This window comes from Sphingomonas crusticola (genome assembly GCF_003391115.1).
In the GTDB taxonomy this organism is placed as follows: Bacteria; Pseudomonadota; Alphaproteobacteria; order Sphingomonadales; family Sphingomonadaceae; genus Sphingomonas_I; species Sphingomonas_I crusticola.
The window spans coordinates 2,103,449-2,123,173 of record NZ_QTJP01000001.1; the positions used below are offsets into that span (position 1 = coordinate 2,103,449).

Consider the following 19,725-nt stretch of genomic DNA (forward strand, 5'->3'; position numbering starts at 1 on the left):
AAGGGCTAAGACACACCATCCAGTCCAATAAAGCCGCGCCACCGGCCGAGCGCCTGGTTGACGCGCGCGGCGGCGGCCGGCGCGATCAACGCAAGATGTACCACATTCTCGCGCCCAAGCGCCATCGACAATATGGCGCGCGTTGCCGGGATTGCCAGACCACGCAGGTCAGAACCTTCGGCGTCCAGCCCGACGCGCAGCGCCTGGTCCAGCTTGCGCGTGCCGTCTGCCGCGGCGTCCCGCGCGTGAAGCAGCAGCTCGACCCCGCCCTTGCGCGCGGTGTCGATGATCTTTTCGGTACCGGTCACGATCTGGCCGGCGCGCGCCTCGAGCCCGAGCCGATCGAGCGTCGCGCGCTCCAGCGCGCGCTCGATCTGATCGGCGAGATCGGCCGGAACATTGACCGCGGTCTTGAACGCGCGCGACAGCGCCTTACCGAGCTTGCCCTTGGTGATGGCCTCTTCCAGCGTGGCCCGATCGACCCCGATCCAGGCGCCGCGGCCGGGCGCCTTGGCACGAACATCGGGCGCGACGATTCCGTCGGGGCCGAGCGCCAGCCGGATCAGCTCGTCGCGCGATGCCTTCTTGCCGGATAGCACGCAGGTGCGTTCCGGGTCCGCCTTCCCGTGCGGCGGAAGAATTGGGGTGTCGTCCTCCCCCGCGATAATATCTGCTGCGGGCACAATCGTGCCCTCAGCCTCTCCCGCCCGCGGGAGAGGGGGGTGCCCGGCGTCTAAACCCTGCCGATCATTGTCCGCCATTCGCGTTCGCGACCTCCTGTGCAGGAGCGGCGGGGCGGTCGGCGATGAGAATGCCGTTCGCGCCATAATTTTCGGGGCTATGCTCGTTGATCACGACCTGGACGGCGGCGGCGGGCTTCCCCAACCGCTCGACCATCGAACGCGTGATATCGGCGACGATGGCCGCCTTCTGCTCGCGCGTTGCGGATCCCGCCAGTTCGATCGCGATGAACGGCATCAGGCGTCGGCCTCCGTCGTGTCGGCTTCGGCTTCCGGTGCTTCCTCGTCGCCGAACCAGCCGGCGGCCTGACGCGCCGCCATGATGATCTCCTGGCCCTGGTCCATCGTCAAACCGTAGGAAGAGAGCACGCCGCCCTTGTCGGGCTTCGGCGCAGGCGCGCCTTCCTTGCGGCGGCGCGGCTCAGCGCGCGGCTTCTCGATCAGTTCGTCGGTCGAAAGATCGCCGACATCGTCGAGCGTCTTGATGCCCGCCTTGCCGAGCGTGACCATCATCGCTTCGGTGATGTGCGGCAATTCGCCGACGGCATCCTCGACGCCAAGCGCGGTGCGCTCTGCGCGATTCGCCTGCTCGCGGCGATCGATCGCCTCGGCCGCGCGATTCTGGAGCTCACCGGCAATCTCGGTATCGAGGCCTTCGATCTGGGCCAGTTCCTCTGGCTCGACATAAGCGACTTCCTCAAGGCTGGTGAAGCCCTCGGCGACCAGCAACTGCGCGAGCGTCTCGTCGACGTCGAGCTCGTTCTGGAAGATCTCGCTATTCTGGACGAATTCGCGCTGGCGCTTCTCGCTCGCATCCGCCTCGGTCAGGATGTCGATCGCCTTGCCGGTCAGTTGGCTGGCGAGACGGACATTCTGGCCGCGACGGCCGATGGCGAGGCTGAGCTGATCGTCGGGAACGACCACTTCGATCCGCTCTTCTTCCTCGTCGATCATGACGCGCGCGACTTGAGCCGGCTGCAGTGCGTTCACGACGAAGGTCGCATTGTCGGGCGACCAGGGAATGATGTCGATCTTCTCGCCCTGGAGCTCCTGCACGACCGCCTGGACGCGGCTGCCCTTCATGCCGACGCAGGCGCCGACCGGGTCGATCGAGCTGTCGCGGCTGATCACGCCGATCTTGGCACGCGAGCCCGGGTCGCGGGCGGCGGCCTTGATCTCGATGATGCCGTCGTAGATTTCGGGCACTTCCTGCGCGAACAACTTCTTCATGAAGTCCGGATGCGCGCGGCTCAGGAAGATCTGCGGCCCGCGATTCTCGCGGACGACCTTCATGATCAAAGCGCGCACGCGATCGTCCTTGCGCAGCACTTCGCGCGGGATTTGCTGGTCGCGCCGGATTACACCCTCGGCGCGGCCGAGATTGACAACGACATGGCCGAACTCGACCGACTTGACCGTGCCGACGATGATCTCGCCCGCGCGATCCTTGAATTCCTCATATTGACGCTCGCGCTCGGCATCGCGGACCTTCTGGAAGATCACTTGCTTGGCGGCCTGGGCGGCGATGCGGCCAAACTCGATGTTCGGCAGCGGATCGACGATATAATCGCCCAATACCGCGCCCGGCTGCAATTTCTGCGCCTCGGCAACCGACACCTGGGTGAAGTAATTCTCGACCTCTTCGACGACCTCGACGACGCGCCACAAGCGGACGTCGCCGGCGCTGGTATCGATCTTGGCGCGAATGTCGTTCTCGGCGCCATAACGGGCCTTGGCGGCGCGCTGGATCGCGTCCTCCATCGCCTCGATCACGATCGCCTTGTCGATCAGCTTCTCACGCGCGACGGCGTCGGCGATGGCAAGCAGCTCGGCCTTGTTGGCGGAAATGGCAGTAGCCATGGACTTAACTCATCCTTCCTGTGAAATCCGGTCCGCGCCCTCGGTCGAGAGCGGCGCGGTTGCCTTGATTAGTTCGTCGGTCAGCAACAGCTTGGCGCTGGCGATCTGGCCGAACGGAATCTCTATTTCGCCGACCTTGTCAGCATACACCTTCACGGTGTCGCCTTCGAGTCCGACGATCTTCGCGTCGAATTGCTTGCGGCCATTAAGCGGTGCCGCGAGCCGGATGCGCGCGTCGAAGCCCGCCCAGTCAGTATAATCCTGCCCCCGGGTGAGCGGGCGATCGATGCCTGGCGACGATACTTCGAGGCGATACGCCTCCTCGATCGGATCGCTCGCGTCGAGCACGTCGGAAATACGACGCGACAATGCCTCGCAATCCTCCAGTCCCAGCTGGCGGGTATCGGGCCGCTCGGCCATCACCTGCAGCGTCGGATCGGTCCGGCCGCCGAACATCGCGACGCGCACGAGTGCGAATCCGAGCGCTTGCGCCTCGGGCTCGATCAACTTCGTCAGCGCGGCAATGTCCGTCATGGTCTCTATCTGAAAATCCTAAGCGCCTTCGCGCCGGTGCCTTGCGGCGCCGGCCTCGGCAGAGTTTCCAATGTCGAGAAGACGATGGCCACATAGGCGGTCGCGCCCGCGGCTGCAAGTCGCTGCGATAGTCGGTCGCATCTCCGCTAGGAGCGGAGGCGGTGAGGCGCTATCCCGAGCAAAATAACACGTCTTGAGGATGATCGATGCTCCGTCATGCACTGACCGCTGCCGCCTTGTTCGCCCTGTTGCCGGCCTACGGCTCCGCCCAGATCAATTATGGCGATACCAAGCCCACTGCCGATCAGCCGTTCACGGCAACCCCGGTGGCCACCTTCGACGTGCCGTGGAAGCTCGCTTTCCTGCCCGACCAGCGCATTCTCGTCACCGAAAAGCCCGGCAAGGTCTGGCTGGTCACGCCGGGCATGAACAAGATCGAAGTCACCGGCGTGCCCGCGGTCGCCTATGCCGGCCAGGGCGGCCTGCTCTCGATTGCAACCGCGCCGACCTTTGCCAAAGACGGTATAGTCTATCTAACCTATTCGGAGCCGGGCGAGGGCGGATCGAGCCTGGCGCTGGCACGCGGAAAATTGGTGATCGGCAACGGCACGGCGCGACTCGAGGGAATGAAGGTGATCTGGCGCGACTGGGCCAAGGGCAAGGGTGGCCAGTTCGGCGCCTACATCGCTTTTGCGCCCAACGGCAAAAGTCTGTTCCTGTCGTCCGGCGAGCGGCAGCGCTTCACGCCGGCACAGGATCCCAATTCGGCGCTAGGCAAGATTCTGCACCTCACGCTCGACGGAAAACCTGCGGCCAATAATCCGGGCGCCGGCAGGACGGGCGCGACCACGCTCTCCGTCTTCGATCCGCCGTCCGACACGATCGCGGCCAAAACCGCGCCTGCGCGCCAGGTCAAGGTGCCCGCCCCCAATCTTGTGCCTGCGGAAACCTGGACCAGCGGGCACCGCAATCAATATGGCCTGGCGTTCGATGCCGCCGGCAAATTGTGGGAAACCGAAATGGGTCCCAAGGGGGGTGACGAGCTCAACCTGATCGAGCCCGGCAAAAATTACGGCTGGCCGCTCGTCAGCTACGGCATGAACTACAATGGCAAGCCGATTCCGAGCCCCGAAGGCCATCCCGAGTTCCAGAAGCCCACGCTTTACTGGACGCCGGTAATCGCGCCGGGTGGGCTGACCTTTTATTACGGCTCGCTTTTCCCGCAGTGGAAGGGATCGGCGTTCATCGGCGGTATGGCGGCGCAATCGCTGATCCGCGTCTCGTTCGATGGCGGCACCCCGCGCGAGGCGGAACGCTTCGCCATGGGCAAGCGCATCCGCGACGTAGTGGCCGGCCCCGACGGCGCATTGTGGCTGCTCGAAGACGGCAAGGACGGTCGCCTGCTGCGCCTGACGCCCAAGCAATAAGCCTGGCACAGTAAGAGGAGCGTGATCTTGGCGGACGGCAGCATTTTCGTCGGCGCGACTGCGGGTGGCGAGCGCGAGGAGCTCAATCTCAAGCGTGCCAATCGCCATGGTCTGATCGCCGGCGCCACCGGCACCGGCAAGACGGTGACGCTGCAGGGGATTGCCGAAGGCTTCAGTCGCGCCGGGGTGCCGGTGTTCGTCGCCGACGTGAAGGGCGATCTGTCGGGGCTGGCCATGCCGGGATCGGCGATGGCGCCGACCCATGCCGCCTTCGCGCAGCGTGCGGCCGATATCGGCATGACCGACTGGGCCTATGCCGACAATCCGGTGATCTTCTGGGATTTGTTCGGTCGGCAAGGCCATCCCATCCGCACGACGATCAGCGAGATGGGGCCGTTATTGCTCGCGCGGCTGATGGACCTCAACGAGGTCCAGGAAGGCGTATTGCAGCTGGTATTCAAGGCTGCCGACGAACAGGGCATGCTGCTGCTCGATCTTGCCGATCTGCAGGCGATGCTGGCCTGGGCGGCGGAGAATGCGGCCGATCTATCCGCGCATTATGGCAACGTCACCCGCGCCACGGTCGGCACGATCCAGCGGCAATTGCTGCAGCTCGAGGCGCAGGGCGGCGACAATTTCTTCGGTGAGCCCGCGCTCGACATTCACGACATGCTGATCGTCGGCGAAGACGGGAAGGGTATCGTCAACATACTCGCCGCCGACAAGTTGATGGCCGCGCCCAAGCTCTATGCCACCTTCCTGCTGTGGCTGCTGAGCGAGTTGTTCGAGACGCTGCCCGAGGTCGGCGATCCCGATAAACCCAAGCTCGTCTTCTTCTTCGACGAGGCGCACCTGCTGTTCGACGACGCGGCCCCGGCATTGCTCGACAAGATCGAGCAGGTCGTGCGCTTGATCCGCTCGAAGGGTGTCGGCGTCTATTTCATCACGCAGAACCCGATCGATGTTCCCGACGATGTCGCCGGCCAGCTTGGCAATCGCATCCAGCACAAGTTGAACGCCTTTACCCCGCGCGAGCAGAAAGCGGTCCAGTCGGCCGCGACGACGTTCCGGGCGAGCCCGGGCGTGGACGTCGCGACCGCGATCACCGAGCTGAAGGTCGGCGAGGCATTGGTGTCGCTGCTGCAGGCGGACGGCGCGCCGAGCCCGGTGGCGCGCACGCTGATCCGGCCGCCCTTCTCCCGCGCCGGGCCGCTGACCGACAAGGAGCGCGCGATCATCGTCTCGACCTCGCCGCTGGCGGGCAAATATGACACGCTCATCAACCGCGAAAGCGCGGCGGAAATGCTTGCGGCCAAGGCTGGCGACGCCAGGGCGGCGGCAGCGCAGGCGCAGGCGCAGGCCGTAGCGGCCAAGGCGCAGGCGGAGCAGGCCAAGGCCGCCGCCGCACAGGCCCGGCTAGATGCCCAGGAGCAGGCGCGGCGCGACCGCGAAGCAGCCCGTACCGCGCAGCTACAGGCGCAGGCGGAAGCGCGTGCCGAGGCGGCGGCAGCACGGGAGGCAGCCAAGCCGACGCTGACCGACAAGATGCTTCAATCGGCGGCGCGGTCGGTCGCGTCGTCCGTCGGGCGGCAAGTCGCGGGCCAGCTCGGCGGCCAGTTGCTGCGCGGCTTGCTGGGCGGACTGTTCAAGGGGCGGTGACGCGGCTCTTGCCCCCCGAAATTAAAAAAACACCAGAAACGAACTTGATGATTGTGCTTGACGAGCCGCGTTTCACGTGGAACATTTAGCGAACATATAGTGCCGGGCGCCGGCGGGCGCAACATGGAAAAGGGCTTTACGCGCCATGCTGGACATTTTTTTCGGGCTATGGCTTGGGTTGAATCATCCCGTGATTTTGCATCCCGGGCCGATTAGAACCGGCTTATGGCCACGACTCTAGACCGACCCGCCGTCCCGACCGTCTCACTCGCGCAGGAGGCGGACGACCCCGAAGGTTTCGCCCAGGCGCTCGGCGGATCGTTTGAGCGGTACGGCTTCGCGATCGTCTCGGACCATGGGGTGCCGACCGAGGTGATCGCCGAGGCGGAGGCGCAGGCGAAGAAGTTCTTCGCGCTGCCTGAGGAGGCAAAGCGCGCTTACCATACCGGCAAAGGCGGCGCGCGCGGCTACACGCCGTTCGGGATTGAAACCGCCAAGGATGCCAAGGCGCACGATCTCAAGGAATTCTGGCACGTCGGGCGTGAATTGCCCGAGGGCCATCCTTTCGCCGATATGATGGCGCCCAATCTGTGGCCGGACGAACTTGCCGACTTCAAGCAGGCCGAGCTTGCCTTGTTCAACGCGCTGGACGCGGCCGGGGCGCGGCTGCTGCGCGCGATCGCGCGCTACCTGAAGCTCGCGCCGGACTTCTTCGAAGATACCGTCCGCGACGGCAACAGCGTCCTGCGGCTGCTTCATTATCCGCCGATGGGCGCGGACGGACCTTCGATCCGCGCCGGCGCGCACGAGGACATCAACACCATCACCCTGCTGCTCGGCGCCGAAGAGGCCGGCCTGCAATTGCTCGATCGCGACGGCAATTGGCTGCCCGTCCAACCGCGCGAAGGGGAGCTCGCCGTCAATGTCGGCGACATGCTGCAGCGGCTGACCAACAATGTGCTGCGCTCGACCACCCACCGCGTGATGAATCCGGCGCCGGAGCGGCGCGGCGTCGCGCGCTATTCGATGCCCTTCTTTCTGCACTTCCGGCCCGATTATCTGATCGAGACGCTGCCGCAGTGCATCTCTCCGGAGCGGCCCAATCTTTATCCCGAGCCGATCACCGCCCACGATTATCTTCTGCAACGCCTGAGGGAGATCAAATTGATATGATCGCATTGTTGCTGGCAGGGGCCGCTGCAACCGCCCAGCCCGTCTGCATTCGCATGCAGCCGGTGGCCGGCTTCGAAGGCTGGGGCCATGGCGCCGGTTCGACGCTTGCCATCGGAAAAGAGGCGACGCTGCCGCTCAAGCCCGCGACCGGGGTTCACTTCGAACCCGCCTTGCTCCGGCCCGCCAAGGCGGGCACCTATGGCGGCTACTTCCCGATCACCGCCAGCCGCGCCGGCCGCTATCGGTTCGCGCTCTCATCCGATGCCTGGATGAACCTTGTCGATCATGGCAAGCGGTTGAAGACCGCGGCGCATAGCCATGGTCCCGCCTGCTCCGGGATCGCTAAAATCGTCGAATATGATCTGAAGCCCGGCCGTTACTGGGTTCAGCTGTCGGAGGCGAAAGAGCCGACTATCGGCGCGATGGTTTCGTCGCGCTGAAGGGGCGGCAGCGGGGCAGCTTCAATTCGGCCAGATCGGCGCAGGGCCGTGCCTGGATCGATCTATCCGGGCCGACGAAGACCGCGTAATCGTAGCGTGGATCGGTGGCCGAACATTGCGCGCGCCACATGATCATATTCTTCCAAGGTCCCTGGATGGCCGCCTTTTCCACCCGCGTGCAGGCATAGCCCGAATCGAGCAATGCGCCGCGCAGGGCGCCGCGCCGCTGCAGGCTCGTCAATTTGGCGAGCTGGTCGCTGGCCGGATTGGCAATGGTGACCGCCTGGAGCGGCGTCGCCACCAGAACCAGGCCGGCCAGGGGGAGTGCGAGGCGCTTCATATCTCTCTCCTCAATGAATATGTCAGCCGCGGCCGCGATAGGACGGCACGCCCTGATCGGGCAGCCACAGGTCGGCGGGCGGCGCCCCGGTTTGCCAGAAGACGTCGATCGGAATGCCGCCGCGCGGATACCAATAGCCGCCGATGCGCAGCCATTTCGGCTTCATCTCCGCCACCAGACGTTCGCCGATGCCGACGGTGCAATCCTCGTGGAAGGCAGCGTGATTGCGGAACGACCCGAGGAAGAGCTTGAGCGACTTGGATTCGACGATCGTCTCCCCCGGGGCATAATCGATAACGAGGTGGGCGAAGTCGGGCTGACCGGTGACCGGGCAAAGCGACGTGAATTCAGGCGCGGTGAAGCGCACCAGATAAAGCCGGCCGGGACGGGGATTGGGGACATAGTCCAACGTCGCGGCGTCGGGGGAGGCGGGCAGCGCCGATGGCTGACCGAGATGGGTGATTGTCATGGCGTTGGACTTAGGATCGAGCGTCGGGCTTCACAACCTGGCAGTAGCGTCGCGCGGCGGATCGGCTATGGGCGCACAATCGGTTTCATGGGGGACAAGGATGTCGGTGATTCAGTGGCGCTTCCCTGGCGGCGGCGAGGCATTGCTCTCGACGGTTGGCGAAAAAGCGGGCGGGCGGATGAAGGTCGGCGCCACATCGGGTTGTGTGCTCCACGGTCCCTATCTGGAGCTGCCGCCCGGCCATTGTACCGCCCGCGTCATTCTCGCCGGCCCCGGCAAGGGCCTGGTCAAGATGGAGATATCCGCCGCGAAGGGCACATCCGTGCTGGCGGCTGACACGTTCGATACCGCCGGCGGCAGGGCTCTTGAGCTCACTGCGACCATTCCCGACTATACACCCGATTGCGAGGTGCGGCTCTTCGCCAAGGGGCGCGTCGACATAGAGATACTTCGGGTCGAGATTGATCTCGATCGTGTCATGCCGACCGAGGCGCTTCATCCTGACCGGCCAATCGGCTTCGAATCCAAGAAGAGTTATGCCGACAAGATAAAGAGCGGCTTCTTCGAAAAATACATGTCCGGGCCGAACGTGATGGAGATCGGCTATAAGGGCTATCTGGGCGCCACGGTCCCAATCGTGCCGCAGGCGATTGGCGTCGACGTCGGTTATCCCGGCTACGAAGGGGCGACCTTCCCGTTCGCCGACGAGAGCTTCGACGCAATCTATTCCAGCCATTGCTTCGAGCATATCGACGATTGGCTCGGCGTGCTGCGCGACTGGTATCGCGCGCTCAAGGTTGGCGGCTTTCTGGTGATCGTCGTGCCGCATCAATTGCTGTTCGAGCGCAAGCGGCATCTGCCCTCGCCGATCAACCCCGATCACAAGCGTTTCTATACGCCGATGACGCTGCTCGCGGAGATCGAGGCGGCGTTCGAGGAGAATAGCTACCGCATCCGCCATTTCGTCGAGAACGATGCCGGCTTCGATTATTCGATCATGCCCTATCAGGGCACCGACGGCTGCTATGAGATCGAGCTGGTGATCGAGAAGATCGTGAAGCCGTTCTGGCATCCCGACGATGGCTCGGTGCGCGCTTATCCTGCCGGCGATTTCCGCACGTCGCTGCCCAAGACCAATCCGTGGGAGCTGACGCTCGACCTCACGCGCAAGCATGAATGCCAGATTTTCGGTCCCTATATCGGGCTTGGCGCCTCCGATTATATCGCGGAATTCCACTTCGATTGGGAAGGCGGGCCCGTGCCCGACCTTATCCTCGACATCGGCATGTTCGCCGAGCGGCTGACCATGATCGAGCTCAAGAAGGACGGACGCGATTTCAGCAGCGGCATAATCGAACTGCCCTTCACCAATCCCAAGAATGGCGAGATCTTCGAATTCCGCACCTACATCGGCGGCACCACGTCCGAGGCAAAGCCGAAATTCAAGGGTGTGGTGGTTCGCTACGCGGGGCGCTGAGCGCGGGCGCGACGCTGGACAGGCGAACGAACTAAGAACAAATGCGTGGCATGCCGACGCTGATTCCCATTCTCGGCGATCAATTGTCGCCGCGGATTTCCGCGCTTGTCGACGCCGATCCCGCCGCCGCCACCATCCTGATGATGGAGGTGAGGGAGGAGGCGAGCTATGTCCGCCATCATAAGGCCAAGCTGGCCTACATCTTCTCGGCGATGCGCCACCATGCCGCGGCGTTGCGCGAGGCCGGCTGGAGGGTCGACTATGTCACGCTCGACGATCCTGCCAACAGCGGCAGCTTCACCGGCGAGATCGCCCGCGCGATAGGCCGCCACGCTCCCGACCGCATCATCGTCACCGAAGCCGGAGAGTGGCGCGTGGCGGCGATGCTGGACGCGTGGGAGACATTGTTCGGCCTGCCGGTCGAGATCCGCGCGGATGGCCGGTTCCTCGTCAGCCATGCCGAATTCGCCGAATGGGCGGACGGGCGCGATGCGCTGGTGATGGAGAATTTCTACCGGGTGATGCGGCGCAGGACCGGCCTGCTGATGGAGGGCGGTCGGCCCGCCGGCGGTCGCTGGAACTTCGATGCCGACAATCGCCGCCCTGCCAAGGCGGACATGCTGATGCCACGCCCGCACGCTTTTCAGCCCGACCCCATCACGCAACAGGTGCTGGCGATGGTCGAAAGCCGCTTTCCCGACAATCCCGGGAGCCTCGCGCATTTCGATTATGCCGTTACGGCGCGCGAAGCGGAGCTGCAGGCGTACCATTTTTTCCGCCATGCCCTGCCCGATTTCGGCCGTTACGAGGATGCGATGGTGAGCGGCGAGCGCCATCTGTGGCACTCGATCCTGTCGCCCTACATCAATTCGGGCCTGCTCGATCCGCTTGCCTTATGCCGCCGTGCGGAGGCCGAATATCGCGCCGGCCGCGTCCCGCTCAATTCCGCCGAGGGCTATATCCGTCAGATCATAGGCTGGCGCGAATATGTTCGTGGCATTTATTGGCGTGAGGGGCCGGACTATGTCCGCCGCAACTTCCTCGACCATCGCCGCCCGCTGCCCGCTTTCTACTGGACTGGGGACACGGACCAGCATTGCCTGCGCGAGGTGGTCGGCCAGACGCTCGCCAGCGGCCACGCCCATCATATCCAGCGGCTGATGGTGGCGGGCAATTTCGCCTTGCTGATCGGGGCGGATCCGGCCGAGGTCCATCGTTGGTATCTCGAAATCTATGTCGACGCTTATGAATGGGTCGAACTGCCCAACACGCTCGGCATGAGCCAATATGGCGACGGCGGCCTGCTCGGGTCCAAGCCCTATGCCGCGTCCGGCGCCTATATCAACCGCATGTCGGATTATTGCCGGCACTGCCGTTATGACGTCAGCCAGCGCGTCGGCGAGGATGCCTGCCCGTTCAACGCGCTCTACTGGGATTTCCTCGCGCGCCACCGGCCGCGCCTCGGCGACAACCGGCGGCTGGCCATGCCCTACGCCAATTGGGATCGCATGCCCGCGCAAGAGCAGGCGGCGGTGCGCGGCCAGGCGGCTAAGTTTCTCGCGAAACTCGACGCGGCGCCGCCGGACTATTAGGCGGGGCGCATGAGCGAAGAGCAGAGCAAGGGTCCCGCCACCAGGCTCGCCGAGGCGGGTCGCCGCAAGGCGTGGACGCAAGGAATCGTCAGCCCCCCGGTGTGGCGCGCCTCGACCGTGCTGTTCGACGATGTCGACGCCTTGCGCGATGCCACGCGCCGCGCCGACGAAGTGCTTTATTATGGCCGGCGCGGCAGCCCTACCCAATGGTCGCTCGCCGACGCGCTGACCGAGCTCGAGCCCGGCGCCGCCGGCACCACGCTACATGCGTCGGGCACGGCCGCGATCACCACCGCCTTGCTGGCGGTGCTGGAGCCCGGCGACGAATTGCTGATGACCGATTCCACCTATGAGCCGACGCGGGTGTTCTGCGATGGCATGCTCAAGCGGCTCGGCATCACCACGCGCTATTATGATCCGTTGGTCAGCGGTGCCGATATCGATGCCCTGTTCGGCCCGCGCACCAAGGCCGTGTTCCTCGAAAGCCCGGGCAGTCTGACGTTCGAGGTGCAGGACGTGCCGGCGATCTGCGCCGCCGCCCGGGCACGCGGCGCGGTCAGCCTGATCGACAATACCTGGGCGACGCCCTTGCTGTTCCCTGCCATCTCGCGCGGCGTCGATATCTCGATCCTGTCCTGCACCAAATATGTCGCGGGCCATTCGGACGTGATGATGGGGTCGGCGACGGCCGTGCCGGGGCTGTTCGAACGCGTGCGCAAGACCGCGCAGGTCATGGGTCAGTGCGTCAGCCCGGATGATAGCTTTCTTGTCAGCCGCGGGCTGCGCACGATGGGCGTCCGCCTCGCGCAGCACGGTGCGGCTTCGCTCGAGGTGGCGCGCTGGCTGCGACAGCATCCGCGCGTGACTGCAATACTTCATCCGGCGCTGCCCGACAGTCCCCAATTTGCCTTGTTTCAGCGTGACTTCGTCGGCCCCGCCGGCCTGTTCGCACTCGCGATCGACGGCGATGATGCAGCGCGCACGAGACTGATTGATGCGCTGCGGCATTTCGGCATTGGTTTCTCGTGGGGCGGCTTCGAAAGCCTTGCTTTGCCGATCGATCCCGAACGGATCCGCTCCGCCGTGCCATGGCAGTCACCCGGCAAGATGGTGCGGCTGCAGATCGGCCTCGAAGACCCCGCCGATCTCATCGCGGACCTGGAACAGGCTTTCGCGCAAGCGGCGCAATAAGCTTACGTCGTCCAGCAGGGATGTTGCGCGCGCTGTTGCCATGGCGCAACAGGAAGCCGGCGCAGTGGCGCGATCGGCCTCTTTATCATTGTGCTTTGCAGCACAATCGGCCACTAATCCCGGGCCGGTCAGTAGCCCCCCCGCTCTCGCAAGAGAGGCAGAGGAGCGGGCGCAGCCGGCGCGCAGTGGAACTTGACGCAATCGCGAGAAGGACTTTCCATGCGCACCACCCTAGTCGGGCTCTCTCTCTTTGCCGCGGTCGCGGTGGCCGCACCTGCACTGGCCCAAGACGCCGCCGCTCCTGCCAGCGAATTCACCGTAACCGGCGGCGCCGCTTTGACCAGCGACTATCGTTTCCGCGGCGTATCGCAGACCAACAAGCGCTTCGCGCTGCAGGGCACGATCGGCGTCAGCCATTCGTCCGGCTTCTACGTCGGCACCTGGGGCAGCTCGATCGACGATTATGTCGCGGCCGGCAGCGACCAGGAAATCGATCTGTACGGCGGCTACAAAACCACCGTCGACGGCACGACCATCGATGGCGGCCTGCTTTATTATTATTATCCCGGTTCGGGCGGTGCCAACACCGACTTCTTCGAACCCTATCTCAATGCTTCGCACACGTTCGGGCCGGTCGGCGCCAAGGTGGGGCTCAATTATGCCTGGAAGCAGAAGGGTCAGTCCTGCTCCTATGATCCCCGTTGCGGCAACAAGGCCAAGGAGGACAGCCTCTACACCTATGGAGAGCTCTCCGGCGGCATTCCCGGTACCGGCGTGACGGTCACCGGCCATCTCGGCGAAAGCTGGGGCCGGTCCTATCTGACCAACGGCCTCAAGAATTACACCGACTGGAGCGTGACCGCGGCCTATACCTGGAAGGCGATCACCTTCAGCCTCGCTTATGTCGATACCGACTTCAAGAAGGGCGAATTCACGGTCAATGGCCGCAACGAGGTGAAGGGCGGCGTCGTCGGCGCCATCGCCGTCGCCTTCTGATCGCAGAGCGTTCCGGAAATTCTCAACGGGGCCGGGTGTGACCTTTGGGTCGCACCCGGCCTTTTTGCGTCGCCAGCCTCTGGCGCTGCAGCATTCCGTCCCCACCTACGCCATGCCGCATCGCGGAAGAAAAAACCAAGTTGGCGCAAAAAATTTACGACGGTTGAAACCGAATGGTGTTTTTGGAGTTTACCCGCACGTCAGAGCGGTTGGAGCGTCCGATACTCACGAGTTCTAATCCGAGACATTTCGGCAACAGTCCACATTTTTGCGCGCTTGCGTAGAACCAGGGCAGTGTTTAGGGGTTTTGAGTACCTTGCACGCTCCTATGAAGGAAAAGGGGATACAAATGCGTAAATTAGCCATGATGGCCATACTGGCATCTTCGGCGCTCGCATCGCCCGCTTTGTCAAAAGACAAGGCTTGGTATGTTGGTATTGAAGGCGGTGGCATCATCGTCGAGAAGACCCATATCAATATTGGCGCGGTCGATAATGCCGATACTGCCCGTCATAAGAACGGTCTGTTCGATGTCGACGCGATTGTCGGCTATGACCTGGGCATGCTCCGCCTCGAAGCCGAGGTCGGTTACAAGCATACCGAGGTGAAGTCGCACCAGACGACGACGACGCTGAACCTGTCGCCTCCTGGCACGTATAAGAGCTCCGCCAGCGGCAACACGTCGGTCCTGAGCTTCATGGGCAACGCGCTCCTGAACTTCGGCGACGATGATGGTGTCCAGGGTTATGTCGGCGGTGGTGCGGGTATCGCCCGCGTTCACTACGGCATCTATCGCCTGAACGGCGGCAATTGGTTCCTCGACGGCAGCGACTCCCGCTTTGCCTTCCAGGGCATCGCCGGCCTGCTGTTCCCGGTCAACGACCACGTCGATGTCGGCGTCAAGTACCGCTTCTTCAACGCCTTCGGCGTTCGGGTTCGCGGCAGCACCGCCAATGCTTTGGCTGGTGGCCAGTCCACGGCGCGCTATCGCTCGAACAGCTTGCTGGCGAGCCTAGTGTACAATTTCGGCGAACCGGCAGCTCCGCCGCCGCCGCCGCCGCCTCCGCCCCCGCCGCCGCCTCCTCCGCCCCCGCCGCCGCCGCCGCCTCCGCCGGCAGTGACGCCTGGACCGTTCATCGTGTTCTTCGACTGGAACAAGTCGGATATCACGCCTGAAGCGGCTTCGATCCTCGACAATGCGGCTCAGGCCTACAGCACGACGGGCTCCGCCCAGGTCATGCTCGCCGGCTACACCGACACGTCGGGTTCGGCGAACTACAACCAGGGTCTGTCGCAGCGTCGCGCTGACTCGGTGAAGGCATACCTTGCTGGCAAGGGCGTGCCGGACGGTGCGATGACCACTTCGGCATTCGGCGAGACCAAGCTTCTCGTCCAGACCGCCGACGGTGTTCGCGAACCGCAGAACCGTCGCGTGGAGATCACCTTCGGCCCGAATTCGGGTCAGTAAGGAAAGTCTCTTCTGCAAAGAATTGGGGTCGGCCAGCAATGGCCGGCCCTTTTTCTTTGTGTTTCACGTATCGCCGGCGGAGAGCGTCGGCCCCCCGCGTCTCAGGTCAGCGGGTAGCGCGCGACCGCGTGATAGGCGGCGCCTTCGCTGCCCAGGCTGCTTTCAAACAGGATGAAGGCGTCGATCGTGGCCGGGGGGCTCGTCAGTCCCGCCGCCCGCGCGACGAAGGGCTCGACCGGGCCGGCATCGCGCGAGAGGCGCGCCATGGTGATATGCGGCTTATAGGCACGCTCGTCCGGGGCGACGCCGGCGCGCGCCAGCGCCCGTTCGACCCGGTCGTGCAACAGCTTGAGCGCGTCGTCGGCGGCGACCCCCGCCCACAAAGTATGGACCTGCCCGCGCCGATCGAAACTGCCCGCACCCGCCAGCGCGATCGTCGGCCGCGGGCGATCGATCGCATGCAGCGCCAGCGCGATGTCGTCCGCTTTGCGGCCATCCACTTCGCCGATGAACCGCAGCGTCAGATGGAGCTGATCGTCGCTTTGCCAGCGCGCATTCTGCACCCCGCCCATCAGCCCGATCAACTGCGCGCGCATCGCATAAGGCGGCCTCAGCGCGACGAACAGGCGGTGCATGGTGCGCCCTTAGGCGGGGATGCGACAAATCGCGACCGCTTTCGCTTGAAAAGGTCCGATACAGCGCCGATATTCGCCGCGCGCCAATGTGGCGCTTGAGGAGCTATTTCGAGATGGCAAACTGGTCCGACCCCTGGGCGAACGGCGCTGCGACCGCAACGGTCGGCACGCGGACCGCGTCCTACGACGCGGGTCTCAGGTCCTACATGCTTTCGGTTTACAATTACATGGCGTCGGGCGTGCTGCTGACGGGCATCGTCGCCCTGCTGTTCGCCAACAGCCCCTATATGGCGCTGCTATTTTCGCCGCAGGGCCGTCCGTCGGGCCTCGGCTGGATCGTGATGCTCGCGCCGCTCGGCGTGGTGTTCGCGCTCAGCTTCGGCATCAACCGCATCAGCGAGACCGGCGCCAAGGCGCTGTTCTGGGCTTATGCGGTGCTGATGGGCCTGTCGCTGTCGACCCTGCTGCTGGTCTATACCGGCACGTCGGTGGCGCAGACCTTCTTCGCCAGCGCGGCGGCCTTCGCCGGCCTCAGCCTGTGGGGCTATACCACCAAGAAGGATCTGTCGGGCTTCGGCAGCTTCCTGATCATGGGCGTGGTCGGCATCCTCGTCGCGAGCCTGCTCAACCTGTTCTTCCAGTCCAACGGGCTGGCGCTGGTGATCAGCATCCTCGGCGTGCTGCTGTTCGCGGGCCTGACCGCCTACGATACGCAGCGGATCAAGGGCATGTACTTCGCGGTGCAGGGCTCGGATTTCGCCGGCAAGTCGGTGATCATGGGCGCGCTGACGCTCTACCTCGACTTCATCAACATGTTCCTGTTCCTGCTGCGCCTGTTCGGCGACCGCCGCTGAGCGACGCTGCAGACACTGCATGGAAGGCCCCGCTTCGGCGGGGCCTTTTTTTATGAGCCGCGCAAATGCCGGTCGAGGAAGGCGATCGCCTGCGACAAGGTCTGCGCATAGCTCTCGCCGCTCAACTGGCCGATCGCATTCAGCCGGAGCGACGGCACAGACGCACCGGCGCTTGCGGCCTCCGATGCGCCGAATGTGATCGCCGCGGACAGCTGCGTTTGCGGGGCCGCGGCGACACGCTCGACCAGCGCACCGCCCCAGCCCAGGCCGATCGCGCCGACCCGGCCAGTCGCATAGGCGTTGGTGGCGAGCCACCGTACCGTCGCCACCGCCTCCTCCAGCGATGCCAATTGGTGGGGCGCGCAGGCGACGAACCCGGCCAGCGCCAGCGCATCGGTGAGGCTGCGCGTGAAGGCGTCGGCGCCGCCCGCATCATGGACCACCAGCACTGCGGGCTGCGCGCCACGGGCGCCGCCTGGAATGGCCATATAGCCGTGCAGGGCATGGCCCGGGCCGGGCCAACGGATATTCGCCGTTTTCGGTGGCGGGGGGCGTTTGGCCGCGGCCGCCGGGAAGGCCGCCAGCGCGATCGTCTGCAGGACGAAAGCGCGGCGCGCGTGCATGCTAGAAGCTCATCTCGTCATAGATGCGGCTGATATCGCCATTCCACGCGCCATGATAGCGATCGAGCAGGCGCTGGGCCGGCACCTTGCCGGTCGCGACGATCTCGCGCAGCGGCTCGAGAAATCCGGTTTCGTCATCCCCCGCCGCGTTGAGCCGCTTGCGCGCCGCCAGCCCCTTGTGCGCGATCTCGAGGATCTCGCCGCCCAGTTGCTGGAAGGTGCGACCGCGCGGACCGCGCGCCGCCAGGCCGAGCGTCGGCACTTCGGCGCGGATGCGATGATGGTCCTCGATCGTCCAATGCTTCACCTCCTGCCAGGCGGCATCGAGCGCATCGTCGTCATAGAGCAGGCCGACCCAGAAAGCGGGCAGCGCACAGATCGTATTCCACGGGCCGCCGTCGGCGCCGCGCATTTCCAGGAAGCTCTTGAGCCGCACCTCGGGAAAGGCGGTCGACAAATGATCCACCCAATCGGCTATGCGCGGCTTCTCGCCGGGGAGGACCGAAAGCTTGCCGTCGAGGAAGTCGCGGAACGACAGGCCGGATGCATCGACATAGCCGCCGTTGCGGAAGGCGAAATACATCGGCACGTCGAGCATATAATCGGCGTAGCGCTCATAGCCGAAGCCGTCTTCGAACACGAACGGCAGCATGCCGGTGCGGTGCGGATCGGTGTCGGTCCAGATGTGGCTGCGATAGGACAGGAAGCCGTTGGGCTTGCCTTCGGTGAAAGGCGAATTGGCGAACAAAGCGGTGGCCAGCGGCTGCAGCGCCAGGCTGACCCGGAACTTCTTCACCATGTCCGCCTCGCTCGCATAATCGAGGTTGGTCTGGATGGTGCAGGTGCGCAGCATCATGTCGAGCCCGAGCTGGCCGACGCGCGGCATGTGGCGCAGCATGATTTCGTAGCGGCCCTTGGGCATGACCGGCAGGTCGGCGCGGGTCTTGTCGGGCCAGAAGCCCATGCCGAGAAAGCCCATGCCGAGCTTGTCGCCAATCTCCTTGACCTGCTTGAGGTGGCGGCCGGTTTCGGCGCAGGTCTGGTGGAGATTGTCGAGCGGCGCGCCGGACAGTTCGAACTGTCCGGCCGGCTCGAGGCTGACATTACCGTCCGGCCCGGCCAGCGCGATGATATTGTCGCCCTCGGTGATCGGCTCCCAGCCGAACTTGGTGAGGCCGATCAGCAGCGCATGGATGCCGCCTTTTTCCTCATAGGAGGGGGCGTGGTGATCGCCGAGCGCATAGACGAATTTCTCATGCTCGGTGCCGATCCGCCATTTGTCCTTGGGCTTCTCGCCGCCGGCGAACACGCCGATCAAATCGGCGCGGCTTTCGATCAGGGGGTCGGGACCGGCCTCTGCCGTGCGCGTCGTCATCGCCGGCGCAGATAGCGATGCTGTCAGGCGGATACCAGCGGTGTCTGCACGCGCCCGGAAGCTAGCGCCAGTCGCCCGCCATCGTCATCCATGCCGCGATCGCTGCCGCCGCCGCCGTCTCCGCCCGCAGGATGCGCGGCCCCAGCGAGGCGCCGATCGCCCCCGGTGTCGCCCGGATCGCATCGCGCTCGCCCGGCGTGAAGCCGCCCTCCGGCCCGATCAGGATCGCCGCCGGCCCGGGCCTGGCGACCTGGGCAAAGGGCGATCCGCCGGTCTCGTCGGCGAAGATCAAAGCCCGCCCGGCATCCCAATCGCGGAGCAACGCCGTCAGCTTCACCGGTTCGGCCAGTTCCGGCAAGGCGGTGCGGTCGCATTGCTCGCTCGCCTCGATGATGTTGGCGCGCAGGCGGTCGAGGTTGAGCCGGTCGACGATCGTGCGCTGGGTGATGACCGGCTGCAGCCGCGCCGCGCCGAGCTCGGTCGCCTTCTCGACCAGCCAGTCGATCGGCCCTTTCTTGATCGGCGCGAACAGCAGCCACAGATCGGGCACGCTTTCGCGCGCGCGCAACTTCCCGGTCAGGCGCAACGTCACGCGGCGCTTGGCGCTGTCGCTGACCTCTGCCAGCCACTCGCCGGTTCGGTCGTCGAACAGGCGCACCGGATCGCCCGCCTTCAGCCGCATGACGTTGCCGAGATAATTGGCCTGCGCCCCGTCGAGCGCGAGCGTCAGCCCGGCGCTCAGCGTCTGATCGACGAACAGCCGCGGCGTGCTCGCGGGCGGCCAGGCGGGGGTGGCGGGCATGATGCGTGTCTACGGCCTTCGCCTGACCACGTCACCCTGGCGAAAGCTCGGCCTCAGGCGGAAGCCGCAA

Annotated in this window: 20 protein-coding genes; 10 read left to right on the top strand and 10 right to left on the bottom strand. The window is 64.8% G+C overall.

From position 1 onward, the window contains the following. Positions 1-5: 5 nt before the first annotated feature. The 4 genes from DX905_RS09975 to rimP all read right to left on the bottom strand — a co-directional run bounded on the left by DX905_RS09975 (position 6) and on the right by rimP (position 3,134). A complete protein-coding gene (locus DX905_RS09975) occupies positions 6-668 on the bottom strand; it encodes an RNA-binding protein (RefSeq protein WP_240320950.1) in 663 nt (220 codons plus the stop codon). Positions 669-747: 79 nt separating this feature from the next. Continuing rightward, complete coding sequence (locus DX905_RS09980; RefSeq protein WP_116091216.1) at positions 748-978, bottom strand: tautomerase family protein; 231 nt, start codon at positions 976-978, stop codon at positions 748-750. Further along, on the bottom strand, positions 978-2,600 hold the full coding sequence (nusA, locus tag DX905_RS09985) for a transcription termination factor NusA (protein WP_116091217.1): 1,623 nt from the start codon (positions 2,598-2,600) through the stop codon (positions 978-980). Before nusA ends, DX905_RS09980 begins: the two co-directional genes overlap by 1 nt. Positions 2,601-2,609: 9 nt before the next feature. Then, positions 2,610-3,134: a ribosome maturation protein RimP gene (gene rimP / locus DX905_RS09990; protein ID WP_116091218.1), complete on the bottom strand. Its 525-nt coding sequence runs from the start codon at positions 3,132-3,134 to the stop codon at positions 2,610-2,612. A gap of 206 nt (positions 3,135-3,340) precedes the next feature. Between rimP and DX905_RS09995 the strand changes: the two genes are divergently transcribed. The 4 genes from DX905_RS09995 (at position 3,341) to DX905_RS10010 (ending at position 7,833) form a co-directional block, all read left to right on the top strand. Further along, positions 3,341-4,561, top strand: coding sequence for a PQQ-dependent sugar dehydrogenase (locus DX905_RS09995; RefSeq protein WP_116091219.1), 1,221 nt, complete (start codon positions 3,341-3,343; stop codon positions 4,559-4,561). 27 nt (positions 4,562-4,588) lie between these two features. Beyond that, the gene (locus tag DX905_RS10000) at positions 4,589-6,220 is read left to right on the top strand and encodes a helicase HerA-like domain-containing protein (protein ID WP_116092468.1); all 1,632 of its coding nucleotides are present in this window, start codon (positions 4,589-4,591) and stop codon (positions 6,218-6,220) included. Between the two features lie 225 nt (positions 6,221-6,445). After that, entirely contained in the window at positions 6,446-7,393 is a 948-nt protein-coding gene (locus DX905_RS10005; protein ID WP_116091220.1) for an isopenicillin N synthase family dioxygenase, read from the top strand. After that, complete coding sequence (locus DX905_RS10010) at positions 7,390-7,833, top strand: hypothetical protein (RefSeq protein ID WP_116091221.1); 444 nt, start codon at positions 7,390-7,392, stop codon at positions 7,831-7,833. Before DX905_RS10005 ends, DX905_RS10010 begins: the two co-directional genes overlap by 4 nt. Here the strand turns inward: DX905_RS10010 and DX905_RS10015 are convergent. Both DX905_RS10015 and queF read right to left on the bottom strand, forming a co-directional pair. Then, entirely contained in the window at positions 7,805-8,173 is a 369-nt protein-coding gene (locus DX905_RS10015) for a hypothetical protein (RefSeq protein ID WP_116091222.1), read from the bottom strand. The two genes, DX905_RS10010 and DX905_RS10015, sit on opposite strands and share 29 nt — an antisense overlap. 22 nt (positions 8,174-8,195) lie before the next feature. Beyond that, positions 8,196-8,642, bottom strand: a complete 447-nt coding sequence (gene queF / locus DX905_RS10020; protein WP_116091223.1) for a preQ(1) synthase — start codon at positions 8,640-8,642, stop codon at positions 8,196-8,198. A gap of 100 nt (positions 8,643-8,742) precedes the next feature. Here queF and DX905_RS10025 point away from each other — a divergent pair, with 100 nt between their 5' ends. The 5 genes from DX905_RS10025 to DX905_RS10045 all read left to right on the top strand — a co-directional run bounded on the left by DX905_RS10025 (position 8,743) and on the right by DX905_RS10045 (position 15,366). Then, entirely contained in the window at positions 8,743-10,119 is a 1,377-nt protein-coding gene (locus DX905_RS10025) for a methyltransferase domain-containing protein (protein ID WP_162875551.1), read from the top strand. Positions 10,120-10,169: 50 nt separating this feature from the next. Further along, positions 10,170-11,711, top strand: coding sequence for a cryptochrome/photolyase family protein (locus DX905_RS10030; protein WP_240320808.1), 1,542 nt, complete (start codon positions 10,170-10,172; stop codon positions 11,709-11,711). A 9-nt stretch (positions 11,712-11,720) separates the two neighbouring features. Then, on the top strand, positions 11,721-12,902 hold the full coding sequence (gene metC / locus DX905_RS10035) for a cystathionine beta-lyase (protein ID WP_116091226.1): 1,182 nt from the start codon (positions 11,721-11,723) through the stop codon (positions 12,900-12,902). A 219-nt stretch (positions 12,903-13,121) separates the two neighbouring features. Continuing rightward, complete coding sequence (locus tag DX905_RS10040; RefSeq protein ID WP_116091227.1) at positions 13,122-13,898, top strand: TorF family putative porin; 777 nt, start codon at positions 13,122-13,124, stop codon at positions 13,896-13,898. 349 nt (positions 13,899-14,247) lie between these two features. Further along, complete coding sequence (locus DX905_RS10045) at positions 14,248-15,366, top strand: OmpA family protein (RefSeq protein ID WP_116092469.1); 1,119 nt, start codon at positions 14,248-14,250, stop codon at positions 15,364-15,366. A 101-nt stretch (positions 15,367-15,467) separates the two neighbouring features. Here the strand turns inward: DX905_RS10045 and thpR are convergent, their stop codons facing one another. Continuing rightward, on the bottom strand, positions 15,468-16,001 hold the full coding sequence (gene thpR / locus DX905_RS10050; protein WP_116091228.1) for an RNA 2',3'-cyclic phosphodiesterase: 534 nt from the start codon (positions 15,999-16,001) through the stop codon (positions 15,468-15,470). 113 nt (positions 16,002-16,114) lie between these two features. Here thpR and DX905_RS10055 point away from each other — a divergent pair, with 113 nt between their 5' ends. After that, positions 16,115-16,855, top strand: coding sequence for a Bax inhibitor-1/YccA family protein (locus DX905_RS10055; protein WP_116092470.1), 741 nt, complete (start codon positions 16,115-16,117; stop codon positions 16,853-16,855). Between the two features lie 50 nt (positions 16,856-16,905). Here the strand turns inward: DX905_RS10055 and DX905_RS10060 are convergent, their stop codons facing one another. The 3 genes from DX905_RS10060 to DX905_RS10070 form a co-directional block, all read right to left on the bottom strand. Next, positions 16,906-17,478 carry a dienelactone hydrolase family protein gene (locus tag DX905_RS10060; RefSeq protein ID WP_116091229.1) on the bottom strand — a complete coding sequence of 191 codons (573 nt, stop codon included), beginning with the start codon at positions 17,476-17,478 and terminating at the stop codon, positions 16,906-16,908. A gap of 1 nt (position 17,479) precedes the next feature. Beyond that, entirely contained in the window at positions 17,480-18,853 is a 1,374-nt protein-coding gene (locus DX905_RS10065) for a glutamate--cysteine ligase (protein ID WP_116091230.1), read from the bottom strand. A 61-nt stretch (positions 18,854-18,914) separates the two neighbouring features. Next, a complete protein-coding gene (locus DX905_RS10070; protein WP_116091231.1) occupies positions 18,915-19,655 on the bottom strand; it encodes a 16S rRNA (uracil(1498)-N(3))-methyltransferase in 741 nt (246 codons plus the stop codon). Positions 19,656-19,725: the final 70 nt, after the last annotated feature.

Excerpts from the sequence above, each read along its gene's own strand:
- DX905_RS09980 (WP_116091216.1), bottom strand. The coding sequence starts at position 978 with ATGCCGTTCATCGCGATCGAACTGGCGGGATCCGCAACGCGCGAGCAG.
- nusA (WP_116091217.1), bottom strand. The coding sequence starts at position 2,600 with ATGGCTACTGCCATTTCCGCCAACAAGGCCGAGCTGCTTGCCATCGCC.
- rimP (WP_116091218.1), bottom strand. The coding sequence starts at position 3,134 with ATGACGGACATTGCCGCGCTGACGAAGTTGATCGAGCCCGAGGCGCAA.
- DX905_RS09995 (WP_116091219.1), top strand. The coding sequence starts at position 3,341 with ATGCTCCGTCATGCACTGACCGCTGCCGCCTTGTTCGCCCTGTTGCCG.
- DX905_RS10005 (WP_116091220.1), top strand. The coding sequence starts at position 6,446 with ATGGCCACGACTCTAGACCGACCCGCCGTCCCGACCGTCTCACTCGCG.
- DX905_RS10010 (WP_116091221.1), top strand. The coding sequence starts at position 7,390 with ATGATCGCATTGTTGCTGGCAGGGGCCGCTGCAACCGCCCAGCCCGTC.
- DX905_RS10015 (WP_116091222.1), bottom strand. The coding sequence starts at position 8,173 with ATGAAGCGCCTCGCACTCCCCCTGGCCGGCCTGGTTCTGGTGGCGACG.
- queF (WP_116091223.1), bottom strand. The coding sequence starts at position 8,642 with ATGACAATCACCCATCTCGGTCAGCCATCGGCGCTGCCCGCCTCCCCC.
- DX905_RS10025 (WP_162875551.1), top strand. The coding sequence starts at position 8,743 with ATGTCGGTGATTCAGTGGCGCTTCCCTGGCGGCGGCGAGGCATTGCTC.
- DX905_RS10030 (WP_240320808.1), top strand. The coding sequence starts at position 10,170 with ATGCCGACGCTGATTCCCATTCTCGGCGATCAATTGTCGCCGCGGATT.
- metC (WP_116091226.1), top strand. The coding sequence starts at position 11,721 with ATGAGCGAAGAGCAGAGCAAGGGTCCCGCCACCAGGCTCGCCGAGGCG.
- DX905_RS10040 (WP_116091227.1), top strand. The coding sequence starts at position 13,122 with ATGCGCACCACCCTAGTCGGGCTCTCTCTCTTTGCCGCGGTCGCGGTG.
- DX905_RS10045 (WP_116092469.1), top strand. The coding sequence starts at position 14,248 with ATGCGTAAATTAGCCATGATGGCCATACTGGCATCTTCGGCGCTCGCA.
- thpR (WP_116091228.1), bottom strand. The coding sequence starts at position 16,001 with ATGCACCGCCTGTTCGTCGCGCTGAGGCCGCCTTATGCGATGCGCGCG.
- DX905_RS10055 (WP_116092470.1), top strand. The coding sequence starts at position 16,115 with ATGGCAAACTGGTCCGACCCCTGGGCGAACGGCGCTGCGACCGCAACG.
- DX905_RS10060 (WP_116091229.1), bottom strand. The coding sequence starts at position 17,478 with ATGCACGCGCGCCGCGCTTTCGTCCTGCAGACGATCGCGCTGGCGGCC.
- DX905_RS10065 (WP_116091230.1), bottom strand. The coding sequence starts at position 18,853 with ATGACGACGCGCACGGCAGAGGCCGGTCCCGACCCCCTGATCGAAAGC.
- DX905_RS10070 (WP_116091231.1), bottom strand. The coding sequence starts at position 19,655 with ATGCCCGCCACCCCCGCCTGGCCGCCCGCGAGCACGCCGCGGCTGTTC.